22 protein-coding genes and 1 pseudogene are annotated in these 21,297 nt (G+C 65.1%); 11 read left to right on the plus strand and 12 right to left on the minus strand.

The features are described 5' to 3' along the window. Window positions 1-190 precede the first annotated feature (190 nt). Together IT472_RS06255 and maiA are read left to right on the plus strand one after the other, a co-directional pair. Window positions 191-1,180 (plus strand): fumarylacetoacetate hydrolase family protein, encoded by a 990-nt coding sequence (locus IT472_RS06255; protein ID WP_297179974.1) that lies wholly within the window; start codon window positions 191-193, stop codon window positions 1,178-1,180. 89 nt (window positions 1,181-1,269) lie between these two features. Then, on the plus strand, window positions 1,270-1,926 hold the full coding sequence (gene maiA, locus IT472_RS06260) for a maleylacetoacetate isomerase (RefSeq protein WP_297179977.1): 657 nt from the start codon (window positions 1,270-1,272) through the stop codon (window positions 1,924-1,926). A 40-nt stretch (window positions 1,927-1,966) separates the two neighbouring features. Here maiA and IT472_RS06265 read toward each other — a convergent pair whose 3' ends face one another. Next, window positions 1,967-3,073, minus strand: coding sequence for a PilT/PilU family type 4a pilus ATPase (locus tag IT472_RS06265; protein ID WP_297179980.1), 1,107 nt, complete (start codon window positions 3,071-3,073; stop codon window positions 1,967-1,969). A 91-nt stretch (window positions 3,074-3,164) separates the two neighbouring features. On the opposite strand from IT472_RS06265, the gene IT472_RS06270 reads away from it, so the two are divergent. The 3 genes and pseudogenes from IT472_RS06270 to IT472_RS06280 all read left to right on the plus strand — a co-directional run. Then, window positions 3,165-4,427, plus strand: a complete 1,263-nt coding sequence (locus IT472_RS06270; protein ID WP_297179982.1) for an OmpA family protein — start codon at window positions 3,165-3,167, stop codon at window positions 4,425-4,427. 559 nt (window positions 4,428-4,986) lie between these two features. Then, a complete protein-coding gene (locus IT472_RS06275; protein ID WP_297179984.1) occupies window positions 4,987-5,202 on the plus strand; it encodes a YdcH family protein in 216 nt (71 codons plus the stop codon). A gap of 359 nt (window positions 5,203-5,561) precedes the next feature. Then, window positions 5,562-5,951 (plus strand): annotated as a pseudogene (locus IT472_RS06280) (CBS domain-containing protein); the annotation flags it as partial. 77 nt (window positions 5,952-6,028) lie between these two features. Here the strand turns inward: IT472_RS06280 and IT472_RS06285 are convergent. Together IT472_RS06285 and IT472_RS06290 are read right to left on the minus strand one after the other, a co-directional pair. Beyond that, the gene (locus IT472_RS06285; RefSeq protein WP_297179987.1) at window positions 6,029-6,970 is read right to left on the minus strand and encodes an electron transfer flavoprotein subunit alpha/FixB family protein; all 942 of its coding nucleotides are present in this window, start codon (window positions 6,968-6,970) and stop codon (window positions 6,029-6,031) included. A 76-nt stretch (window positions 6,971-7,046) separates the two neighbouring features. Next, window positions 7,047-7,793: an electron transfer flavoprotein subunit beta/FixA family protein gene (locus IT472_RS06290; protein ID WP_297179990.1), complete on the minus strand. Its 747-nt coding sequence runs from the start codon at window positions 7,791-7,793 to the stop codon at window positions 7,047-7,049. A gap of 166 nt (window positions 7,794-7,959) precedes the next feature. Between IT472_RS06290 and IT472_RS06295 the strand changes: the two genes are divergently transcribed. Both IT472_RS06295 and IT472_RS06300 read left to right on the plus strand, forming a co-directional pair. Beyond that, a complete protein-coding gene (locus IT472_RS06295; RefSeq protein ID WP_297180082.1) occupies window positions 7,960-8,673 on the plus strand; it encodes a CoA transferase subunit A in 714 nt (237 codons plus the stop codon). A 147-nt stretch (window positions 8,674-8,820) separates the two neighbouring features. After that, window positions 8,821-9,447, plus strand: a complete 627-nt coding sequence (locus IT472_RS06300; RefSeq protein WP_297179992.1) for a CoA transferase subunit B — start codon at window positions 8,821-8,823, stop codon at window positions 9,445-9,447. Between the two features lie 142 nt (window positions 9,448-9,589). Here the strand turns inward: IT472_RS06300 and IT472_RS06305 are convergent, their stop codons facing one another. The 5 genes from IT472_RS06305 to IT472_RS06325 all read right to left on the minus strand — a co-directional run bounded on the left by IT472_RS06305 (window position 9,590) and on the right by IT472_RS06325 (window position 14,938). Then, complete coding sequence (locus IT472_RS06305) at window positions 9,590-11,266, minus strand: electron transfer flavoprotein-ubiquinone oxidoreductase (RefSeq protein WP_343231813.1); 1,677 nt, start codon at window positions 11,264-11,266, stop codon at window positions 9,590-9,592. Between the two features lie 64 nt (window positions 11,267-11,330). Then, on the minus strand, window positions 11,331-11,966 hold the full coding sequence (locus IT472_RS06310) for an ABC-type transport auxiliary lipoprotein family protein (RefSeq protein ID WP_297179994.1): 636 nt from the start codon (window positions 11,964-11,966) through the stop codon (window positions 11,331-11,333). Further along, window positions 11,963-12,889 (minus strand): MlaD family protein, encoded by a 927-nt coding sequence (locus IT472_RS06315; RefSeq protein WP_297179997.1) that lies wholly within the window; start codon window positions 12,887-12,889, stop codon window positions 11,963-11,965. Before IT472_RS06315 ends, IT472_RS06310 begins: the two co-directional genes overlap by 4 nt. Before the next feature lie 112 nt (window positions 12,890-13,001). Beyond that, entirely contained in the window at window positions 13,002-13,808 is an 807-nt protein-coding gene (locus IT472_RS06320; protein ID WP_297180000.1) for an ABC transporter ATP-binding protein, read from the minus strand. 2 nt (window positions 13,809-13,810) lie between these two features. After that, window positions 13,811-14,938 carry an ABC transporter permease gene (locus IT472_RS06325; protein WP_297180003.1) on the minus strand — a complete coding sequence of 376 codons (1,128 nt, stop codon included), beginning with the start codon at window positions 14,936-14,938 and terminating at the stop codon, window positions 13,811-13,813. Between the two features lie 72 nt (window positions 14,939-15,010). Here IT472_RS06325 and IT472_RS06330 point away from each other — a divergent pair, with 72 nt between their 5' ends. Beyond that, the gene (locus IT472_RS06330; RefSeq protein ID WP_297180006.1) at window positions 15,011-16,258 is read left to right on the plus strand and encodes a threonine/serine exporter family protein; all 1,248 of its coding nucleotides are present in this window, start codon (window positions 15,011-15,013) and stop codon (window positions 16,256-16,258) included. 334 nt (window positions 16,259-16,592) lie between these two features. Here IT472_RS06330 and IT472_RS06335 read toward each other — a convergent pair whose 3' ends face one another. The 4 genes from IT472_RS06335 to IT472_RS06350 form a co-directional block, all read right to left on the minus strand. Beyond that, window positions 16,593-16,955: an H-NS histone family protein gene (locus tag IT472_RS06335; RefSeq protein ID WP_297180009.1), complete on the minus strand. Its 363-nt coding sequence runs from the start codon at window positions 16,953-16,955 to the stop codon at window positions 16,593-16,595. Between the two features lie 99 nt (window positions 16,956-17,054). After that, window positions 17,055-18,764, minus strand: coding sequence for a proline--tRNA ligase (locus tag IT472_RS06340; RefSeq protein ID WP_297180011.1), 1,710 nt, complete (start codon window positions 18,762-18,764; stop codon window positions 17,055-17,057). A 76-nt stretch (window positions 18,765-18,840) separates the two neighbouring features. After that, complete coding sequence (locus IT472_RS06345) at window positions 18,841-19,095, minus strand: DUF4124 domain-containing protein (protein WP_297180015.1); 255 nt, start codon at window positions 19,093-19,095, stop codon at window positions 18,841-18,843. 14 nt (window positions 19,096-19,109) lie between these two features. Beyond that, window positions 19,110-19,496, minus strand: coding sequence for a DUF4124 domain-containing protein (locus IT472_RS06350; protein ID WP_297180018.1), 387 nt, complete (start codon window positions 19,494-19,496; stop codon window positions 19,110-19,112). A 242-nt stretch (window positions 19,497-19,738) separates the two neighbouring features. On the opposite strand from IT472_RS06350, the gene pssA reads away from it, so the two are divergent. The 3 genes from pssA to rimI are packed head-to-tail and all read left to right on the plus strand — an operon-like array spanning window position 19,739 to window position 21,257. Continuing rightward, window positions 19,739-20,521 carry a CDP-diacylglycerol--serine O-phosphatidyltransferase gene (pssA, locus tag IT472_RS06355; protein WP_297180021.1) on the plus strand — a complete coding sequence of 261 codons (783 nt, stop codon included), beginning with the start codon at window positions 19,739-19,741 and terminating at the stop codon, window positions 20,519-20,521. Further along, complete coding sequence (locus IT472_RS06360) at window positions 20,518-20,775, plus strand: hypothetical protein (RefSeq protein WP_297180024.1); 258 nt, start codon at window positions 20,518-20,520, stop codon at window positions 20,773-20,775. The genes pssA and IT472_RS06360 overlap by 4 nt, the downstream gene beginning before the upstream one ends. 53 nt (window positions 20,776-20,828) lie before the next feature. Continuing rightward, window positions 20,829-21,257 (plus strand): ribosomal protein S18-alanine N-acetyltransferase, encoded by a 429-nt coding sequence (gene rimI, locus IT472_RS06365; protein WP_297180088.1) that lies wholly within the window; start codon window positions 20,829-20,831, stop codon window positions 21,255-21,257. Window positions 21,258-21,297: the final 40 nt, after the last annotated feature.

Raw genomic sequence — 21,297 nt, forward strand, 5'->3', positions numbered from 1 at the left:
AGAAACGGGGTCACGTATGGAGGTGTCAATCGCACACGTCGGATGAGCGGGCATCAACAAGACCACCCACAGAGTCGCCTCTCGCCACCAGCATGATCCCCACGCCTCACCGGCATCAGCTTCCACGGCACGCGCCTTCGGTGGCAGCCGATACAATGACCGGCTGGATTGATACATACACGAGGCGGCAATGAAACTCGGATCCCTGAAGGAGGGCGGGCGCGACGGCACCCTGGTCGTGGTGTCGCGCGATCTGCGTCGTGCGGTGCGTGCCGACGGCATCGCGCCGACCCTGCAGCGTGCGCTGGAAGACTGGGCCGTGCTGGCACCCCGGCTCAATGCGTTGTTCGAAGATTTGTGCAACGGCCGTGCGACCGCCGCCTTCGATCTCGACGAGCACCTGCTCGCGGCGCCACTGCCGCGCGCCTACGAATTCGTCGATGGCAGCGCCTACCTTCCGCACGTGGAGCGGGTGCGGCGTGCGCGTGGCGCCGAGGTGCCGGAGAGCTTCTATGTCGATCCGCTGATGTACCAAGCGGTCAGCGCCGGCTTCCTTGGCCCGCGCGATCCGGTCAAGGTGGTCAGTGCGGATTACGGCATCGATCTGGAAGCCGAGGTGGTGATCGTCACCGACGACGTGCCGATGGCGGTGACGCCTGAACAGGCGGCCGAGCATATCCAGTTGATCGGGCTGGTCAACGACGTGTCGCTGCGCAACCTGATTCCACCGGAATTGGCCAAGGGCTTCGGCTTCCTGCAATCCAAGCCGCGCAGCGCGCTCAGCCCGGTGTTCGTGACGCCGGACGAATTGGGCGAGGCCTGGCAGGGCAACAAGGTGCACCTGGCCATGCTCACCCACATCAATGGCGCATGGTTCGGTGCGCCCGAGGCGGGCGTGGACATGCAGTTCGATTTCGCCCAGTTGGTCGCACATGCCGCCAAGACCCGGCCGCTGTCGGCCGGCACCCTGGTCGGTTCCGGTACCGTGGCCAACGAGGACACCGCGCTGGGCGCGTCCTGCTTCGCCGAGCGGCGCACGGTGGAGACCCTGCGCGACGGCAAGCCGAGCACGCCGTTCATGGCATTCGGCGACCGGGTCCGCATCGAAATGCTCGATGCCGCAGGCAAGAGTGTGTTCGGCGCCATTGAGCAGACCATCGAGCAACAGCCCCGCCCTTGATTGCGGAGGCGTCAGGCGGTCAAACTGGCGGGACGAGCGGCAGTGTGCGGTCGGCGTGATCCGTTATGGTCTCCGGATTGGGGGGCGCAATGGGCGACAACTTGCGGTTGTATTCATACTGGCGATCTAGCGCGGCCTACCGCGTGCGCATTGGCCTGAACCTCAAGGGGCTGGAGTACGAGATCGTCCCGGTCCACCTGCTGCAAGACGGCGGCCAGCAGCATGCCGATGGCTACCGTGCGATCAACCCGCAGGAACTGGTGCCGACGCTGCTGCACGGACAGCGCCGGCTGACCCAGTCGCTGTCGATCCTCGAATACCTGGACGAGATCTGGCCGGACAATCCCTTGCTGCCTGCGACTGCGCGTGAACGCCAGCGCGCCCGTTCGCTGGCGCAGTTGATCGCCTGCGACATCCATCCGCTCAACAACCTGCGCGTCCTGCAATACCTCGACCATCAATGGCATGTCCCGCAGCCTGACCGCGACGACTGGATCCGACACTGGATCGAGGTCGGGTTCCGGGTGCTGCAGGAGCAGTTGCACGACCATCCATCAACCGGCACCTTCTGCGATGGCGATACCCCGGGAATCTCGGATTGCTGCCTGATTCCGCAGGTCTACAACGCCAGGCGCTGCGGGATCGACATGGGTGCATATCCGGCGATTGTGCGGATTGAGAAGGCCTGCCTGGCCCTGCCGGAGTTCGACGACGCACGCCCGGAAAACCAGCCGGACGCGCCCTGATCGCACCGCCAGAGAATGTCGGCGGCGCGGGATTGCCCCGTCAGCCTGCGCTGAACGCGTCCGCGTAAGGATCGTGCTCGCCGCTGGCGCCTTCCGAGAGTCGGAATTTGAGCGCCAAGCCGTCGCGCGAATCGGCAGCCTTGAGCGCTTCCTCCATTTCGATCCGGCCTTCCTTGTAGAGCCGGAACAGGCACTGGTCGAAGGTCTGCATGCCGTCCTGCAGCGATTCCTCCATCGCCTGCTTGACCTTGTGGACTTCGCCACGTCGCAGCAGGTCGCGGATCAATGGGGTGTTGATCAGCACTTCTGTCGCTGGCATGCGGCGGCCGTCCACGCCGACCACGAGGCGCTGGCTGACCACCGCCTTCAGGTTCAGGGCCAGGTTCATCAGCACGTTCTTGTGCGCACCCTCGGGGAAGAAGTTGAGGATGCGCTCGATGGTCTGGTCGGCGTTGTTGGAGTGCAAGGTGGCGAGGCAGATGTGGCCGGTTTCGGCGAACGCAATCGCCGCCTCCATGGTCGCCTCGTCACGGATTTCGCCGATCAGGATCACGTCCGGTGCCTCGCGCATCGCGTTCTTGAGCGCGGCGTGGAAACTGTGGGTATCGAGGCCGACTTCGCGCTGGTTGACCACCGACTTCTTGTGCCGGTGCAGGAACTCGATCGGGTCTTCGATGGTGAGGATGTGGCCGGTGGTGGTGGTGTTGCGGTGGTCGATCATCGAGGCCAAGGTGGTCGATTTGCCCGAGCCGGTGGAGCCGACGATCAGCACCAGGCCACGCGGCGCCATGATGATGTCCTTGAGCACGATCGGCAGTTGCAGTTCCTCGATGCTGGGGATGTCGCTGCGGATCGCGCGGATTACCAGCCCGACTTCGCCGCGCTGCTGGAACACGTTGACACGGAAGCGCCCGCAGCCGGGCACCGAGATCGCCATGTTCAATTCTTTCTCGCGCTCGAACTCGGCGACCTGCCCCGCGTCCATCAGCGCGTAGGCGATGGCCTTGCACTCGCCGGGCGCAAGCGACGATTCCGTCATCGGCACCAGGTCGCCTTCGAATTTGATGTTTACCGGCGAACCGGTGGACAGGAACATGTCCGAACCGTTCTTTTCCGCCATCGTCTTGAAGAAGGGACCGATATCCATGCTGTCTCCCTTGGCCGCCCGGGGTGCCATTGCATCACCGGTGGCGATTTCCCACAATGGCCGCAGGACTCACTTCGAGCTGCGACCGCCCATGTCTGCAAGCTTCGCACAATTCCGCCACGCCCTGCACGCCTTGCTGGCAACAGGCGTGCTTGCTCTGGCTGGTTGCGCGTCCCTGCCGCCGCCGAGCAACGAACTTTCGGCGGCACGCCAGGCGGTGGCCTTTGCCGAAGGTGTTGATGCAGACCAGTATGCGGCCGATGACCTGGACACGGCGCGGCGAGGATTGCAAGCGGCTGAGGCCGCGTTCGAGCGCGGTCGCAACAATGACGCCCGGGCACTGGCGCAGGCTGCGACGGTCGATGCGGATACCGCGTTCGTGCGTGCAAGGAGTCGAACTTCCCGCGCAGCCTTGCGGAAGCTGCAGGCCGAGGTCGATGACTTGCGCAGCCGACTGCACGTCGAGGGTGTGCCGAACGCAGCGGATCCCCTCGATCTGCCCGTTCCCCAGGGCACGCCGGAGGAGAGGCTGCAGGCACTGGATTCGGATCCGCTGTTGGGCAGTCTGGGTCAATTTGAAAGACTGAAGGCTCGCCAGGCGATTGCCGATCAAGCGATGGCCGGGCGGAGTTCTCGGCAGGCCGCCGCTGAACTGTCCCAGCGGCGCGTCTACATCGCCGAACAGGCGGCACGGATCGATGCCGCGAGCCGCGAGATCGAACGACTGAAGCGCGAGCGCGCCGACCTGCGGGTGGAGGCCAGCCGGCGTGACGCCGAGCGGGCGCGCGCCGAAGCCGAACAGTTGCGGCTGCAGGCACAACTCCAGGCAGAAGAAGCGCAGCGGCTCCAGGAACGGACCCAGCAGGCCGAGGCAGCACTGGATGGCGCGGTGACGCAGCAACAGGATCAGGTCGAGTCGGCACGGGCGCGTGAGGCAGCGCTGGCTCGCAAGGAAGCCGAACTGACCGCAGGCGCTTCGCTTCCGCCTGTGCGTACGGATGCCCGTGGCGAAGTCTTCAGCTTGGACGGCAACGCGTTCGCCAGCGGCCAGGCGGAACTGACGGCAGACGCACTGGCCAGCGTGCGTGCGCTCGGGATCTATCTGGCTGCGTTGCCGGGTAGATCCATCCAGGTGGTCGGTCACACCGACAGCCAGGGTGCGGCTGCGGCCAACCAGGCCCTGTCCGAACGCCGTGCCCAGCAGGTGCGTGCCACCCTGGTTGCTGCCGGGTTGGACCGCGGTTGGGTCAGCGCCCGCGGCGTTGGCTCAGCGCAACCGGTGGCCGACAATGGCAGTGCTGCCGGACGGGCGAAGAATCGACGGGTCGAGGTTATCGTCTCGAAAAGACCGTGATCCAACCCTGAACCCAACAGTCTGCGCAGGATTCCCGGGCACGCCTGCCTCGACCTGCCCATTCAGGTCCAATGTCGTTCCGCAAGGCACGGGCACAAGGCCAGTTTTCGGGCCGAAACGCTGCGCAATGCGGCTTGGGCGTGACGTTTTCTTGGCTGCTCCAGGGGTTTCCCCGGCGTTCAGCCGCGGCACTTGCGGTTGTCGGCAGGTCGGCGTAGGGTCGAATTCCCAGATGGTTCGACTTGGCTTTTCTACCATCTGGCCGGAGGCCGGCCGATGCATGATCCGTTCGACAACCCGGGGATCGCCGACGCACCTTTGTCGTGCGGGGGGTTCCGGGTGAGGTTGAATGTCGATCCCCGGTTCCGCCGCGTTTCCAGACGCCTCGCCCCGGTCCGTGGCGGGGCGTTTGCATTTCTGGCCCCGGCACGACCGGGGGACCACAACATCGTGGCCCGGGACGCCTGGGCTGCATGGCACGACGGCAGCCAAGGCTGCCGTACCGCAGGGTGCCGTTCCGACCGGGGCGCGCGCCATTTTCTTGAAACAGGAGGTCACCATGTTTGAAGGGCAATCGCAGGAATCGGTCGAAGCGCTGATGAATGCCAACGTCGAGTTCCGCAAACTGTACTATCTCCACCGTGAACTCGACCAACAGGTCAATGATGCGGAGCATGGCGTGCTGCCAATCGACGATGGCAGGCTTGGGCAGATGAAACGCGAAAAGCTGGCGGTCAAGCAACGCTTGCTGGAAATGTACGAACGCGCCAATTGATGCGCACGCCGATCTGATCAGGCCTGTGGGCGATGCCTTGGGCCAGGGACTTCGGTTTCCGGACGGCGGCCTCTTCGTCTGTCGCCGTCCGTGTGGTGACCGCGGATTGATACCTCGGCGGCGTGGTAGTCTGCCCGTGGATTCGCTTGGACAGGACGATGGACGAAACCGGCAAGCAATGGTCGGCCCCGCGCAAGGCGGCGCTGGTCTTGGACATCCTGGGAGGTCGCGGCGAGGCTGCGGAGTTGGCGAGACAGGCCGGTGTTCCGCTGTCTCAGGTGGACGCTTGGGTCGACGCCGCCCGGCGTGGAATGGAGGATGCGCTGCGCTCCGCCTCCCCCGCAGGGGCGGCGAACCTGCACGGCGACCTGCGCGACCTGATTCGGCGCCCGTTCGCGGACCACGACACCGTGACGGTGGCCCCCGACGACAGCCTCAGCCATGCCTGGCAACGGATGCGCGGCGAGGGCATCTCGCAATTGCCGGTGATGGAGCACGATCGCATCGTCGGCATCCTCGACGAGTCCGACGTCCTGCTGCACGTCTATGGCGATGAGACGCGTTTTGGCGATCCGGCGCGGGCGGCGATGGTGCAGCGGCTTGACAAGGTGGACGTGAAGGCGCCGATCGAGGCGCTGTTGCCGGTGTTCGACCGCGGCCACGTCGCCATCGTGATGGAAGGCGAGGGCTTCCTCGGCCTGATCACCCGAATCGACCTGCTCGACCACCTGCGCGCCAAGCACGGCTGAGCAGCACGCAAGCGACGCGGCGAACTGCGTTCACGCGATGTGGTGCGCACACACGGATACGGACGAATGCCGCGCGCTCAGCCCAGCGCTGCTTCCAACTCCGGCAGCAGCTTGAACAGGTCGCCGACCAGGCCGATGTCGGCGATCTCGAAGATCGGCGCGTCTGCGTCCTTGTTGATGGCGACAATCGTGCCTGCATCCTTGATCCCGGTCAGGTGCTGGATCGCGCCGGAAATGCCGACCGCGATATAGAGCTCAGGCGCGATGATCTTGCCGGTCTGGCCGACCTGCAGGTCACTCGGCACATAGCCGGCATCGACCGCGGCGCGCGAGGCGCCGACCGCCGCGCCGAGCGTGTCGGCGAGGCTGTAGATGATGCGGAAGTTCTCCGCTGAGCCAACGCCGCGCCCGCCCGAGACCACGCGCCGTGCGGATTGCAGGTCGGGGCGATCGGAGCTGGCACCGGCCAAGCCGAGGTAGCGGGTGTGGCTGGGCAGCGGTACGTCCACCGTCGTGGCTTCGACCGCGGCGCTGCCGCCGCTGGCGGCTTCCGGCCAGGAGGCGGTTCGCACGGTCGCAACCACCGTGGTGCCTGCCGGCATCTGCACGGTGATGATGGCGTTGCCGGCATAGATCGGGCGCTTGAAGCCGTGGCTGCCTTCGACCGCCATCAGGTCGGAGACCTGATCGACGCCGAGCAGGGCGGCCACGGCGGGCATCAGGTCCTTGCCGAAGGTGGTCGAGGGCCCGAACACGTGGCTGTAGCCCGCGGCCAGCGCGGCGACCTGCGGGGCCTGCAGCTGCGCGATGGCCTGCGCATTGGCGGCATTGGCCACGGTCAGCACCTTGCTGACGCCTTCGATCTGCGCGGCCTGCGCGGCCACGGCCGCCGGCTCGGCGGCCAGGACCACGATGTCGATGGCGGTCGGCGACAGTGCCGCCGCAGCAGACACGCAGCGCGCGGTGGCGGCGTTGAGCTTGCCGTTCAGATGTTCCGCGATGATGAGGACATTGGACATGGTGCGTTACCTCGAATCTCTGTGGGAGCGCACCGCAGGGGCGCGATGCATTGCGTGAACCGAGCTGGCCGGCAACTCAGACCAGGCCCTTGGCCTTCAGCGCGGCTACCAGTTCGGCCGCGTCCTTGACCATCACTCCGCGACTGCGTCCTGCCGGCGGCGCGTAGTGGCTGACCTGCGGCGCCGGGCCGGCGTCGACGCCCAGCTCGGCCAGCGGGATCGTCTGCAGCGGCTTGCTCTTGGCCTTCATGATGTCGGGCAACTTGATGAAGCGCGGCTCGTTCAGGCGCAGGTCGGTGGTGACCACCGCCGGCAGGTCGACCTCGAGCGTTTCAAGACCTGCATCGACCTCGCGTACGACCGTCGCCTTGCCGCCCTCGACCGTCAGCTGACTGGCAAAGGTGGCCTGCGGGCGGCCCCACAGGGTGGCCAGCATCTGCCCGGTCTGGTTGGCGTCGTCGTCGATCGCCTGCTTGCCCAGCAGGACCAGATCGGGCTGTTCGCGTTCGATCAGCTTGAGCAGGGTGCGGGCGGCGGCCAGCGGGGCCAGCGGCTGTTCGGCGACGACATGGATGGCGCGGTTGGCGCCCATGGCGAGGCCGTTGCGCAGGTGCGGCTGGGCGTCGGCCGGGGCAATGGTGGCGACCACCACTTCGCTGGCGATGCCCTTGTCGCGCAAGCGCAACGCCTCTTCCAGCGCGATGTCGTCGAACGGATTGGGGGAGAGCTTGACGCCATCGGTGACCACGCCGGAACCGTCCGGCTTGACCTGGATGCGGACGTTGGCGTCCACCACGCGCTTGTAACCGACGAGAATCTTCATCGTTTCGACATCGTTGGGGAGGATGGGCCGAATGGGCACGGCCAGCCCGTTATTGTAGCGAACGCGTGCAAGGCTTGCCTTTGCAGCATGACCCGGCTTGCCCGAAGGTACGCTGGGCGTTGTCACGGTGGCGAGTAGAATTGCAGCCCTGATTGCCTGCGGAGAAGTGCGTGTGACTGCCAAGAGCAAGCTCTACCCCAGCGCCGCCGCCGCCCTCGACGGGCTGGTGGCAGATGGCCAGACCCTCGCCGTGGGCGGCTTCGGCCTCTGCGGCATCCCGGAGGCGCTGATCGCCGCGCTGCGTGATTCCAAGGTGCATGGGCTGACCGTGATTTCCAACAACGCCGGCGTCGACGGCTTCGGCCTCGGCCAGCTGCTGGGAACGCGCCAGATCAAGAAGATGATTTCGTCCTACGTCGGCGAGAACAAGGAATTCGAACGCCAGTTCCTTGCCGGCGAGCTGGAGCTGGAGTTCAACCCGCAAGGCACGCTGGCCGAGCGCCTGCGCGCCGGCGGCGCCGGCATCCCGGCCTTCTTCACCGCCACCGGCTACGGCACCGTGGTGGCCGATGGCAAGGAAACCCGCGAGTTCGACGGCCGCATGTACGTGTTGGAAACCGCGCTGAAGGCCGATGTGTCCCTGGTCAAGGCGTGGAAGGCCGACCCGTCCGGCAACCTGGTGTTCCGCAAGACCGCGCGCAATTTCAACCCGGCCTGCGCGATGGCCGGCAAGGTGTGCGTGGTCGAGGTCGAAGAACTGGTCGGCTTGGGCGACATCGAGCCGGATCACGTCCACCTGCCCGGCATCTACGTGCAGCGCATCGTGGTCAATGCCACGCCCGAGAAACGCATCGAACAGCGCACTGTGAGCGCGGACTGACGCTTTTTCCTTCTCCCTTCGGGAGAAGGTGCCCGAAGGGCGGATGCGGGTTCGGCGAAGCCGCTGGAACCCGGATTCCGTCGCTTCCCCGAACCCTCACCCCAACCCCTCTCTCGGAGGGAGAGGGGCCAACAAGGAGCGAACCTCATGGCTTGGAACCGCGAACAGATGGCGCGCCGCGCCGCGCAGGAACTTACCGACGGCGCTTACGTGAATCTCGGCATCGGCTTGCCGACCCTGGTGGCCAACTACATCCCCGACGACGTGAACGTGTGGCTGCAGAGTGAGAACGGCTTGCTGGGGATCGGCCCGTTTCCGACCGAAGCCGAACTCGACGCCGACCTGATCAATGCCGGCAAGCAGACCATCACCGCGCTGCCCGGCGCCAGCTTCTTCGGCAGCCACGACAGCTTCGCGATGATCCGCGGCGGCCATATCGACCTCGCCATCCTCGGCGCGATGGAAGTCACCGACAAAGGGGACTTGGCCAACTGGATGGTGCCCGGCAAGATGGTCAAGGGCATGGGCGGGGCGATGGACCTGGTCGCCGGGGTGCGCAAGGTGGTGGTGCTGATGGAGCACACCACCAAGGCCGGCACCTCGAAGATCCTGCCGCAGTGCACCCTGCCGCTGACCGGCGTGGGCGTGGTCAACCGCATCATCACCGAGCTGGGCGTATTCGACGTCACCCCGGCAGGCCTGAAGCTGGTGGAGCTGGCCGAAGGCGTCAGCCGCGAGGAAGCGGCGGAAAAAACCGGCGTGCCGTTGCACTGAGGCCCAGCGTGGATTGAAACGGGGTCGATTGAAACGGGGTCAGGTTCACTTCGCTGGCGAAAGTGAACCTGACCCCGTTTCGCTGGCCGCTGCCGGGGGACATTTGCGAAAGGGAAGCCTGTCGGCGGCCCGTGCAGCGAAATCACATGCCCGTGTAATTCGGCCCGCCGCCGCCTTCGGGAGCCACCCAGACGATGTTCTGGGTGGGGTCCTTGATATCGCAGGTCTTGCAGTGCACGCAGTTGGCGGCATTGATCTGCAGGCGCGGTTGGCCGGCATCGTCGACGAATTCGTAGACACCGGCCGGGCAATAGCGGGCTTCCGGCCCTGCGTAGTCCTTCAGGTTCACCGCCACCGGGATCGCCGCATCCTTCAGGGTCAAATGCGCCGGCTGGTTCTCGTTGTGGTGGGTGCTGGAGAGGAACACCGAGCTGAGGCGGTCGAAGGTCAGCACGCCGTCGGGCTTGGGGTATTCGATCTTCGGTTGGCTCGCCGCCGGTTGCAGGCAGGCGTGGTCGGGCTGCGTGCGATGGATCGTCCACGGCGGGTTGCGGATGCCGAGCTTGGGCAGCAGCCATTGCTCGATGCCGGTCATCAGGGTGGCGAAGCTGCGGCCTTTCTTGAACCACTGCTTGAAATTCTTCGACTGCTGCAATTCCGCATGCAGCCAGCTGTTCTCGAATGCCGCCGGGTAGGCGGTGAGTTCATCGTGCTGGCGGCCTTCGCCCAGCGCCGCGAACGCGGCTTCGGCGGCCAGCATGCCGGTCTTGATCGCGGCATGGCTGCCCTTGATTCGGCTGGCATTGAGGAAACCGGCCTCGCAGCCGACCAGCGCGCCGCCCGGGAACACCGTTTTCGGCAGGCTGAGCAGGCCACCGGCGGTCAGCGCACGGGCGCCATAGCCGATCCGCTTGCCGCCCTGCAGGTGCTTGGCGATGGCAGGATGGGTCTTGAAGCGCTGGAACTCGCCGAACGGACTCAGCCATGGGTTTTTGTAATCGAGGCCGATCACGAAACCGATCGCGATTTGCCCGCCTTCGGCGTGGTAGAGGAAGGAGCCGCCATAGGTGGCGCCATCCAGTGGCCAGCCCGCGGTGTGCACCACCAGCCCCGGTTGGTGTTTCGCGGGATCCGCCTGCCACAGCTCCTTGATGCCGATGGCATAACTCTGCGGATCCTTGCCGGCGTCCAGCGCGTACTTCGCGATCAACTGGCGGCCCAGTTGCCCGCGTGCCCCTTCGGCGAAGATCGTGTACTTGGCAAGCAGTTCCATGCCGCGCTGGAACTGGTCGGTCGGCTGGCCGTCCTTGCCGATGCCCATGTCGCCGGTGGCCACGCCCCTGACCGCACCGGTCGCGTCATACAACACCTCGGCAGCCGCGAAACCCGGGAAGATTTCCACCCCGAGGCTTTCCGCCTGCTGCGCCAGCCAGCGCGTCAACGCGCCCAGGCTGACGATGTAATTGCCGTCGTTGTGGAAACAGGCCGGCAGCAGCCAATGCGGGGTGGCGCGGGCGCCGGTCTCGCTCAGGAACAGGAATTCGTCGCGGGTCACTGCCTGCTTCAGCGGCGCGCCGCGCTCGGCCCAATCGGGGAACAGCTCGGTCAGGGCCTTCGGATCGACGATGGCACCGGAGAGGATGTGCGCGCCCGGTTCGGACCCCTTTTCCAGCACGCAGACCGAGACCTCGCGGCCTGCGTCCGTTGCAAGCTGCTTGAGCCGGATCGCGGTGGCGAGGCCAGCGGGGCCGGCACCGACCACGACGATGTCGTACTCCATCGCTTCGCGTGCGATGGCGTCGATTGAGGTGTCACTCATCTGTGTCTCCCGAGGGTGCGCGCTGGCGCAGTCGCGGCGCGGGCGGCGACCGCTGCGGCGGCCCTCATCGTGGATGCTGGCGCTCGTGCGCCTGTCCGGTTTCCAGGGTCCAGCCGGCGAGGTCGTGGCCGAGCGTTGTCAGCGCCTGTGCAAAGGCATCGGCGACCCGCACCACTTCGATCCCCGAAGACGGCTGCACGATCCGGAAAGTGCGGCTGCCGACGATTTTCTGGTCGGACAGGTGCAGCAGCTTGGCGTTGACTTCGATGGTTGCCGAAGGCACGGCATTGCCTGCGTAATCGGAGCGGAAGTCGCGAAGGTCGAGCAACAGGCGGAAATTTGCGGCGGCGCCGCTGCCTTGGCGGGAGACCGAGGCGATCTTGCCGCTGTCTTCCAGGGAGCGCAGCAGGCTGGATTCGATCATTGCAGCGGCCGGCTGGGCCCAGCGGCCTTCACGGTAGGCCTGCAGTTCGCCCGGCGTCGGGCTGACCATGATGCGCAAGCCGTCGAATGCCTGCCCGCCGATCGGTTGGGCGATTTCCAGAGACCAGGACACCGCGGGCCAGCCGGGATCGGGCCGGGAATCCAGTGCCGGGGAGTAGATCGTGACCGGTTCCTTGGGGCCACCGACCAAGCTGCTGCAGCCGCACAGCAGCAGCATGGCGATGAGCGCAACGGCGTGGTGTCGGATGTGCTTCATTTCGGGTCGAACTCCCTGGGCGCGTTGCGGCCGAAGATGTAGCGAGCGGGATTATCATCCATGCGGTCGGTCACTTCGTGCAGGTCACGCAGTACGGCTCGAAGTTCGGTCAGGGCGGGCCCGACCTGGCCGAGCCCGTCTTGGGTAAAGTTGCGCAGCCCAGGTCGGTTCTCGGCGATCATCGCATTGGCATTTCCGGCAGCCGCGTCCAGCTTGGCGATCGTCGCATCGAGCTTGTCCAGCAGCGCCGGTAACCGACGCACAAGATTCTGGTCGATGCCCTCGATGGTGCCATTGGTCGTGGCCAGGGTTACCTTGAGCGAAGCGGATGCATCGCGTGCATTGACGATCAGCTGGGCGATGTTCTCGCGGTTCTGGGACAAGGTGTCGGTGGTCTTCTGCAGGTTGTCCAGGGTCGCCGTGATGCGACGGATGTTGTCCTCGCTGGCCAACTGGTCGAGGCGTGCGACCAGGCGGTTGGCGGTGTCGGCGATGTTCTGCAGGGCTGAGGGGGAGGTGCGGATGACCGGATAATCCTCCCCAGGCCGAGCCTCCAGCAGCGGTGCTTTGGGGCTGCCGCCGGTGAGCAGGATGAAGGGCACGCCGGTGATGCCCTGCTGCGAAAGCCGCGCGCGGGTATCGACCTTGACCGGCGTGTTCTTGCGCAGCTTGAGGATGGCGATCACGTTGCGCGCATCCTTGTCGTCCAGGCTCAGGCTTTCCACGGTGCCGACCGCAAGGCCGTTGTATTGCACGCTGCTGCCTTCGGTCAGGCCGGTGACGGCCTCGTTGAACACGACTTCGTAGGTGCGCCAATCGCGCGAGGTCGAGAATTTCGTGGCCCACAGCGTGAACAGCAGCAGGAATATCACCGTCAGCACGGTGAATCCGCCGATCAGGACGTAATTGGCCTTGGTTTCCATTCAGTGGATCCTCGCTGGTGCCATGGTGCAACAAATCGTCGGGCGGTGCTGTGCCGTGTCCCGTCGCGAAGCATCGCGGACGCGGCCTGGTGCGAACACGGGGCATCGTGCGTCAGCCACGCGCGGCCCGCCCCCGCGGTCCGTTGAAGTAGTCCTGTACCCACGGGTGGTCGAGTTTTTCGAGTTCGGCCACCGGGGCGGTGGCAATGACCCTGCGGTCGGCCAGCACCGCGACCCGGTCGCAGATGGTGTAGAGCGTGTCCAGGTCATGGGTGATCAGGAACACGGTCAGGCCCAGCGCCTGCTGCAAGGCACGGATGAGCTGGTCGAAGGCGGCCGCGCCGATCGGATCGAGCCCGGCGGTGGGTTCGTCGAGGAACAATAGCGGCGGGTCAAGCGCCAGCGCTCGGGCAAGCCCGGCGCGCTTGCGCATGCCGCCGGACAGTTGCGAGGGCAATTTGTCGATTGCACCGGCCGGAAGTCCGGCGAGCTTGATCTTGAGCAGGGCCAGCTCATAGCGCAGGGATCGACCGAGGTCCGGATAATGCTCCTTGATCGGCACCTGCACATTCTCGCCGACGGTCAGCGAGGAAAACAATGCGCCATCCTGGAACAGCACGCCGCTGTTGCGCTCGATGTGTCGGCGGACCTCGGGTTTCGAGCTGCGCGCATCCACGCCCAGCACCTTGATGTTACCGGCGTTCGGGATGCGTAACCCAAGGATCGATCGCATCAGCACCGATTTGCCGGTGCCGGAGCCACCGACCACGCCAAGGATTTCGCCACGGTGTACGTCGAGGTCCAAGCCGTCATGGACGACCTGTTCGCCGAAATGGTTGGCGAGCCCGCGAATGCGGATCAATGCATCGTCTTCGACGACGACGCCATCAATGGTGCGGAAGACGGATCCGTTGGCCATGCTCAGTAATCCATCTGCATGAACCACAGCGCGGCAAAGGCATCGATGACGATCACCATCGAAATCGTCTGCACCACGCTGGAGGTGGTGCGCTCGCCCAGCGATTGGGCGGTGCCTTGCGTCTGCAGGCCTTCCAAGCAGCCGATCAGGCCGATCACCAACGCGAAGATCGGCGCCTTGACCATGCCCACGATGAAATGCCGGAACTGCATCATTTCGGACATCCGCGCCATGTAGGCTGGCGCCGGGATGTCGAGGTTGAACGCTCCCACCGCCATGCCGCCGAGCAGGCCGGCGATCATCGCAATGAAGGTCAGCAGTGGCAGCACGGCCAACAACGCCAGCACGCGCGGGATCACCAGCAGGTCGACCGGATCCAGCCCGAGCACGCGGATCGCATCGACTTCCTCGCGATTGACCATCATCCCAATCTGCGCGGTGAACGCACTGGAAGTACGCCCGGCCAGTAGGATGGCGGTGAGCAACACGCCGAATTCGCGCAGGAACGCAGCGCTGACCAACTCGACCACGAAAATGGTGGCGCCGAAGTCCTTCAGCACCATCGCGCCTAGGAACGCAATCACTGCGCCGACCATGAACGACAACAGCGCCACCAGCGGCACCGCATCGAGGCCGATCTGCTCCATGTGGTGGACGGTGGCCGTCAGCCGGAACCGGCCGGGTTCCTTGAACAGGCGCAGGATCTTGAGCAGGAACTCGCCGAAGAAACTGACCAGCGCCATCACTTCGCTGATGTTGTCGACCAGGCCGAAGCCCATGCGGCCGAGCATCGCGCGCACGCCGTATTCCTTCTTCAGGACCGGGCGGTCGTCATGGACGTCCTCGATCGCATCCACCAGCGGCTGCTGGTCGGCGCGGAAATGCAGGGCCGCATACGGGATCTTGCGGCTGTCGGCATAGCGTAACAATTGCAACACCCCAAGGGTGTCAAGGCGTTCGCAGTCGCTTGCGTCGATTATCGACACCCGCGACGTGGGTACACCCTCAAGAACGCCCTTGACCTCGTCGGAATAGCGCAGCGTCCAGCGCCCACGCAGGCGCAGGACACTTCCCGCATCGGAAGAGACGAGATCGATGGCGGGACGGTAGCTGGTGGGATCGGAGGCCATTCGCCTGCCAAGCTTACGCAATGCGGAGCCTGTGTGGGAATGCAGGCCGGCGCATGGCATGCTTGCACCACGATGACGACTGACGCCACGCCCGACGCGAGCTACGCCGAACGCATCGCCTTCATCGAGGAATTGGCATGGCACCTGCATGCCTACGGCACCACTGCGCAACGCATGGAAGGCGCGATCGAACTGGTTGCACGGCGGCTGCGGGTGGAATGCGAGCCGTGGTCCAATCCAGCCGGCATCATCCTGTCCTTCCGCGATCCGTCGCGGCCGGGGAGGCATACCGAGGTCACCCGGATTGTCAGGCCGGGACTGGGTGATACCAACCTGCGGCGGTTGTGCGCGGCGGACCGGATTGCCGAGGAAGTGATTTCCGGAAAATTGGACATCTCCGCGGGTCGTGCCGCGCTGCGCGAATTGGAGCGGCCTGCGACGGGGCGGGCACGGGCCATGATCGTGCTGGGGTTCTTGCTCGCTTCGGCGGCTGTGGCCGGGTTGCTGCGCTTGCCCTGGCTGGACATCGGCGTTGCCGCCTTGACTGGATTGCTGATAGGGCTCCTGTTGCTGGCCGCACAGTCGCGCAAGCGCCTGCATGAGGGATTCGAGGCGCTTTCGGGCTTGCTGGCGGGCAGTGTGGCGATCGTCGTCAGCGCATGGGTGGCGCCGTTGAATCTCAATACGGTGATCATCGCCTCGCTGATCGTGCTGGTGCCGGGAATGACCCTGGCACTGGCAGCAAGCGAATTGGCCAGTCGCCACTTGGTGTCCGGCACCGCGCGTTTCGCCGGCGCGGCGATGACCGTGGTCAACCTCACCATCGGCACTGCAATTGCCCTGGCAGTGGCGGGATATTTTGGGATCGATCCGCGCATCCAAGCCTTGCGGCCGCAGCCCGACTGGGTGGGCTGGAGTGCGCTGGCACTGGGCGCATTTGCATTTGCCGTGCTGTTCCAGGCGCGCTGGCGCGATTATCCGCTGGTGATGCTGTCCGCGGTCTGTGGTTATCTGGTTTCGCGTTACGGCGGTGAATGGCTGGGTTCGGGTGCCGGCGTGTTCTTGGGTGCGTTCGTCACCACCGCGGCGGGCAATGCCTTTGCGCGGATCACCAACCGTCCCGGTGCACTCGTGCGTTTGCCGGGCATCATCATGCTGGTGCCCGGCAGCGCCGCCCTGCGCGGGGTGGTGTCGTTGGTGCAGAGCCAGGATTTCGGCGCTGGACAGGACGCAGCGATGGCGGTCTTCAGCACCTTGATGGCGTTGGTGGCCGGGTTGGTCTTCGGCAACCTGCTGGTTTCTGCCCGTCGCAACTTGTAATTGGGTCGATCAGACGTGGGCTGATTCAAGGGCCTGGGCCAGCAGGATCGATTCGATCGGGCAGAGGAACCTGATTCATTCAGAGATTCCCGTAAACCATGGACGGCTAACCACGAATCAATCGGGCAAGTGATTGATTCGTGTGATTCGAGCCCGGGAGTGGTGCCGAGATCGACCTGGGCTGTCAACAAAGCCAGGATGGGTTGTTCAGATCTGCCCAATTCGTCCGATTCCGGTGCACGTGGCGTCCGAATTCGCGCGGAATTGGGCGGCAGAAAAATGCCGGCACGTGGGCCGGCATTCTTCAAAGGGGCAATGCAGGGGTGAAGCCTGATTACTTGATCAGGTATTCATCCATCTTGTGACCGGCAGCGGTCAATGCGGCCAGCCAACGCGGCTGGCGACCACGACCGGACCAGGTTTCCGCGTGATTGCCGGGATTGCGGTACTTCGGTGCAACCGCGGCGCGGCTACCGCCCTTCTTGGGCTTGCCGGCCTTCTTCGCCGGGGCCGGGGCTGCTGCGCCCTTGCCGAACAGTTCCTCGAAGCTCCAGCCGGCGCTCTTGAGTAACTTGGCGACGGCGGCCTTGGTCTGGTTGGCGGGCTTGCGCTTGGCCAGCACCTTGCGACGGGTATTGGCGCGCTTGATCAGCGCCGCCAGTTCCTGCGGGCTGAGGGTGTCGATATTCATGCTCATGATCGGATTTCCTCTGGAAATTCCCGGGATTGGGTTATCCGCGGCGCGGACGCCGGGATAATAACCCGATTTCCAGATAAAACAACAGGAATATTCGTATCAGCCGAGGAGTTTTTGCAGCAGTGCGTCACGATTCAGGTTTTCGGACTCGACTTCACTGCGGAAACGATATTCGAAACTGCCCGCTTCAAGTCCGCGACCGGAGACCACAACCCGGTGCGGAATGCCGATCAGTTCGATATCCGCGAACATCGCGCCGGGGCGCAGGCCGCGGTCGTCCAGCACGCAATCGATTCCGGATGCCAGCAATTCCGCGTGCAGTGCTTCGGCGGCAGCGGCGATGGTGGCGTCATTTTTCGGATTGATCACGCAAATCGCCACTTGCCACGGCGCCATCGCCATCGGCCATTTGATTCCTGCCTCGTCGTGATTCTGTTCGATTGCCGCCGCCACGATCCTGGAAATCCCGATCCCATAGCAGCCCATCGCCGGATGCACGGCCTTGCCGCTGGCATCCAGCACGCTGCACTGCATTGCCTCGGAGTATTTGCGGCCCAGCGCGAACACATGGCCAACCTCGATGCCGCGCGCCATCCGCAGGACGCCCTTGCCGTCCGGGGACGGATCGCCCTCGACCACATTGCGGATATCGGCCACTTCGGGTTCCGGCAGGTCACGGCCCCAATTCACGCCGGCGATATGGAAGCCGGGCTTGTTGGCGCCGACGACGAAGTCTGCCATCGCCGTGACCGTGCGGTCGGCGATGACGCGAATGGCTTTGCGCGGGTGCAATGGGCCAAGGAAACCGGGCTCGCTGCCGAGGTGGTCGAGTATCTCCGCTTCGGAGGCGAGTCGATATTCGGAAAGCCCCGGCAGTTTCGCCAATTTGATCTCGTTCACCACGTGGTCACCACGGACCAGCGCCAGCACGAATTGATCGTTGCCTTCGGCATCACGACCGATCAAGGCCACCGATTTGACCGTGCGGTGAAGCGAGATCCCCATCAACGCGGCGACGTCCTCGCAGGTTTTCTGGGTGGGCGTATCGATGTCGCGAAGCGGTTCCGATGCGTCCGCACGTGGGCCGGGCGAAACCGCTTCCGCCAATTCCACATTGGCGGCGTAATCGGAGCCATCGGAAAACACGGTGGCGTCCTCGCCGGAATCGGCCAGCACCTGGAATTCATGCGAGGCGCTGCCGCCAATCGCGCCGGTGTCGGCGGCCACCGCGCGGAACTCCAGCCCGAGCCGGGTGAAGATGCGTGAATAGGTGGCGTACATATTGCGGTATTCGGCGTGCAGCGAATCGTCGTCGATGTGGAAGGAATAGGCATCCTTCATGATGAATTCGCGCGCTCGCATCACCCCGAAGCGCGGGCGGATCTCGTCGCGGAACTTGCCGGTGACCTGGTAGAGGTTCACCGGCAATTGCTTGTAGCTGGCGAATTCCTGGCGGAAGAAATCCGTCACCGCTTCCTCGGCGGTCGGGGTGAAGCAGTATTCCTGTTCCTTGCGGTCGCGGATTTTCAGCAGTTGCGGGCCGAATTTCGCCCAGCGCCCGGTTTCTTCCCACAGTTCCCTGGGCTGCACCGAGGGCATCGCCATTTCGATCGCGCCAGCGCGGTTCATTTCCTCGCGCACCACCGCTTCGACTTTGCGCAGCACGCGCAGCCCGAGGGGCGACCAGGTGTACAGGCCGGCGGCGAGTTTGCGGATCATGCCGGCTTTCAACATCAGCTTGTGGCTGATGATCTCGGCGTCGGCGGGGGTTTCCTTTTCGGTGCGAAGGTGGAACTGCGACAGGCGCATGGCGGTTTCGTGCAGGGGAAACCCGCATTTTGCCATGCGGACCGGCCAGGATCAGGCGTTACCCATCACGCGGCGATCAGTGGCGATCGCCGTTCACCTCGATGCCGTCGCGCGGGGTCTTGCTGATGCGCTCGTAATGGCGGCCCTTCGGCGGCTCGTCGGTGATCTGCAGGTTGCCGGCGTCGTCATGCCAGCGGTAGAGCGTGTCCATGCGCCGGGCCTGGATTGCCGATGCCTCGGCTGCTTCGGCGCGCTCCTGCGCGCGTCGGGGCATGGCAATCGTGAACCACCACCACCACGCCGCGGCCGCGAGCGCTGCGGCAATCAGCACGGCACCCAGTGACCTCATTTCTGGGCTGGCGGACAGTAGGCATTGACGGCGGCCTGGTTCAGGTCGATCTGTGCCTTGCGCTCGTCGGCGCTGAGGTTGCGGTCAGGCGTGCCATCGCCGTTGGTGTCGATGCCCACCGATTCGTTGCCTTGCAGGCGCGAAAGATTGGAACGCACGCCCTTGCATTGCGCGCTTTCCTCGGGTTGTGCCGCCGCCGCGGGAGCCGGGGTACCGGAGCGCGTGTTGACGTTGCGGACCGTGTACTGGCTCTCGGGACGAACGTCGGAATACTGGCTGACGCCGTTGGCGTCCTTGCGCTGGTAGATGCGCTGTTGCGCCGCCACCGGTGCCGCCGCCAGCGCCATGCTGATGACCAGCGCGAGGGTTCGGAACAGGTTCATGGCCGCACTCCGCAGGGATGTCTGCTGATTCCAGCACTGCGCCGCCGCCACTGCAAGCCCTTTGTCGTCCCTGCAATTCCAGTCTGCCGCCGTCGGCAGACGCCGGTTCCGGCGCTGGTCAGGCCAGGGCCCGAGCGAACCCTCCGCGTTCTTGCTGGGTTCATGGCCGGTCATCCGTGCCCTTGCCAATCCCGGCGGGCGGGAGCCTCTGCATGTTCCAGAGGTTCCCGTACACTGCCGCAATGGACGAAAACGACCCATCAACCGTTCCGCGCAGGGGCCGCGGTATCTATCTGTTGCCCAACTTGTTCACCACCGGTGGACTGTTCGGTGGCTTTTTCGCCATCATCGCCGCCTCGCAGGGGCGTTTCGAGGCGGCCTGCGTGGCGATCTTCATTGCTGCAGTGCTGGATGGCCTGGATGGTCGGGTTGCCCGGCTGACCAATACCCAAAGCGAGTTCGGCGTCCAGTACGACTCGCTGGCCGACTTGGTCAGCTTCGGGATGGCTCCGGCGATGGTGATGTATTACTGGGCCTTGCTGGCACTGCGTGGCGACGGCACGCCGTTGGGCAAGATTGGCTGGCTGGCTGCCTTCCTGTACGCGGCCTGTGCGGCACTGCGGCTGGCGCGCTTCAACAGCCAGGTGGGGATTGTCGACAAGCGCTGGTTCATCGGCTTGGCCAGTCCGGCGGCGGCCGGGTTGATGGCGAGTTTCGTGTGGACTTGCGAGCGCGCCGACTGGGATGGGTCTGACCTGCGCTTCGTTGCACTCGGGTTGACGGTTGTTTCCGGCTTGCTGATGGTCAGCCGGATTCGCTACACCAGCTTCAAGGGCAGCGGGAAAGGGCCGAAGGCCGATCGGGTGCCCTTCATCGCCCTGCTGGGGGTGCTGGGCGTACTGATCGCGCTTTGGATCGTGCCGGCGGAAACACTGCTCGCCGTCAGCGTGCTGTATGCGCTGTCTGGACCGGTTCAGCTCCTTTTCCGGCGCCGCCGATCCGGGGATGCGGAGCCTGCCGGATGAACCTCGATCGCTTTCAGCGAGCGGTCTTGGCAGAGTTGGGCCTCGACGTCTTTCGCCCGCTTGCCGGTGTGGCCGTGCCGGGACGGATCGACTCGGCGCTGTTGGCGAAGCTGGCGCGCGCAGCCGGAATCCCGGAGGAACGCCTGCTGGAGCGGCCGCAGTTGTTGGTACAGGCGCAGGCGATGGGCGTTGATCCGTGCGCCCGGCGGGCACTCTGGGCGGAGTTGCGCTCGTTGCGCCGGGGGGTGCGGTGAACGCGCGCGTGGCCGTCGTCGAGGACTTGGATGGTGTCCCCGCGTTGCGTGCGATGCGCGAGGATGACCTCGACGCGGTCATGCGCATCGAGAAGAAAGCGTACCCGTTCCCGTGGTCGCGTGGCATCTTCCGGGATTGCCTGCATGCGGGTTATTCGCTGTGGGTGTTCGAGCAGGACGTAGACATCCTCGGCTACGGCGTCCTGAGCGTGGCTGCGGAGGAGGCGCATCTGCTCAACCTGTGCACTGCGCCGGGCTGCGAGGGACGCGGTTTGGGCCAGCGCATGCTGCATTCGCTGCTGCGGATTGCCCGGGTGCAGCGCGCCCAGCGCGTGTTCCTCGAGGTGCGACCGTCCAATCCGCGTGCTATCGATCTGTACCAGCGCTGCGGGTTCAATGAAATCGGACGCAGGCCGCGCTACTACCCTGCCAATGGTGGCCGCGAGGATGCCATCGTGATGGCGCTGGAGTTGCTGGACTGAAGGTGGCTGCAGGCGAGCCGGGGCGCGGGTGCGTCTCGCG

It is taken from the genome of Thermomonas sp. (assembly GCF_020850895.1).
In the GTDB taxonomy this organism is placed as follows: Bacteria; Pseudomonadota; Gammaproteobacteria; order Xanthomonadales; family Xanthomonadaceae; genus Thermomonas.

What these genes read in the sequence shown, in the direction of transcription:
- IT472_RS06330 (WP_297180006.1), top strand. Translation starts at nt 15,011, where the DNA reads ATGACGACTGACGCCACGCCCGACGCGAGCTACGCCGAACGCATCGCC.
- IT472_RS06305 (WP_343231813.1), bottom strand. Translation starts at nt 11,266, where the DNA reads ATGAGTGACACCTCAATCGACGCCATCGCACGCGAAGCGATGGAGTAC.
- IT472_RS06340 (WP_297180011.1), bottom strand. Translation starts at nt 18,764, where the DNA reads ATGCGCCTGTCGCAGTTCCACCTTCGCACCGAAAAGGAAACCCCCGCC.
- IT472_RS06350 (WP_297180018.1), bottom strand. Translation starts at nt 19,496, where the DNA reads ATGAACCTGTTCCGAACCCTCGCGCTGGTCATCAGCATGGCGCTGGCG.
- IT472_RS06255 (WP_297179974.1), top strand. Translation starts at nt 191, where the DNA reads ATGAAACTCGGATCCCTGAAGGAGGGCGGGCGCGACGGCACCCTGGTC.
- rimI (WP_297180088.1), top strand. Translation starts at nt 20,829, where the DNA reads ATGCGCGAGGATGACCTCGACGCGGTCATGCGCATCGAGAAGAAAGCG.
- IT472_RS06320 (WP_297180000.1), bottom strand. Translation starts at nt 13,808, where the DNA reads ATGGCCAACGGATCCGTCTTCCGCACCATTGATGGCGTCGTCGTCGAA.
- IT472_RS06265 (WP_297179980.1), bottom strand. Translation starts at nt 3,073, where the DNA reads ATGGATATCGGTCCCTTCTTCAAGACGATGGCGGAAAAGAACGGTTCG.
- IT472_RS06310 (WP_297179994.1), bottom strand. Translation starts at nt 11,966, where the DNA reads ATGAAGCACATCCGACACCACGCCGTTGCGCTCATCGCCATGCTGCTG.
- IT472_RS06335 (WP_297180009.1), bottom strand. Translation starts at nt 16,955, where the DNA reads ATGAGCATGAATATCGACACCCTCAGCCCGCAGGAACTGGCGGCGCTG.
- IT472_RS06275 (WP_297179984.1), top strand. Translation starts at nt 4,987, where the DNA reads ATGTTTGAAGGGCAATCGCAGGAATCGGTCGAAGCGCTGATGAATGCC.
- pssA (WP_297180021.1), top strand. Translation starts at nt 19,739, where the DNA reads ATGGACGAAAACGACCCATCAACCGTTCCGCGCAGGGGCCGCGGTATC.
- IT472_RS06325 (WP_297180003.1), bottom strand. Translation starts at nt 14,938, where the DNA reads ATGGCCTCCGATCCCACCAGCTACCGTCCCGCCATCGATCTCGTCTCT.
- IT472_RS06270 (WP_297179982.1), top strand. Translation starts at nt 3,165, where the DNA reads ATGTCTGCAAGCTTCGCACAATTCCGCCACGCCCTGCACGCCTTGCTG.
- IT472_RS06290 (WP_297179990.1), bottom strand. Translation starts at nt 7,793, where the DNA reads ATGAAGATTCTCGTCGGTTACAAGCGCGTGGTGGACGCCAACGTCCGC.
- IT472_RS06315 (WP_297179997.1), bottom strand. Translation starts at nt 12,889, where the DNA reads ATGGAAACCAAGGCCAATTACGTCCTGATCGGCGGATTCACCGTGCTG.
- IT472_RS06285 (WP_297179987.1), bottom strand. Translation starts at nt 6,970, where the DNA reads ATGTCCAATGTCCTCATCATCGCGGAACATCTGAACGGCAAGCTCAAC.
- maiA (WP_297179977.1), top strand. Translation starts at nt 1,270, where the DNA reads ATGGGCGACAACTTGCGGTTGTATTCATACTGGCGATCTAGCGCGGCC.
- IT472_RS06360 (WP_297180024.1), top strand. Translation starts at nt 20,518, where the DNA reads ATGAACCTCGATCGCTTTCAGCGAGCGGTCTTGGCAGAGTTGGGCCTC.
- IT472_RS06300 (WP_297179992.1), top strand. Translation starts at nt 8,821, where the DNA reads ATGGCTTGGAACCGCGAACAGATGGCGCGCCGCGCCGCGCAGGAACTT.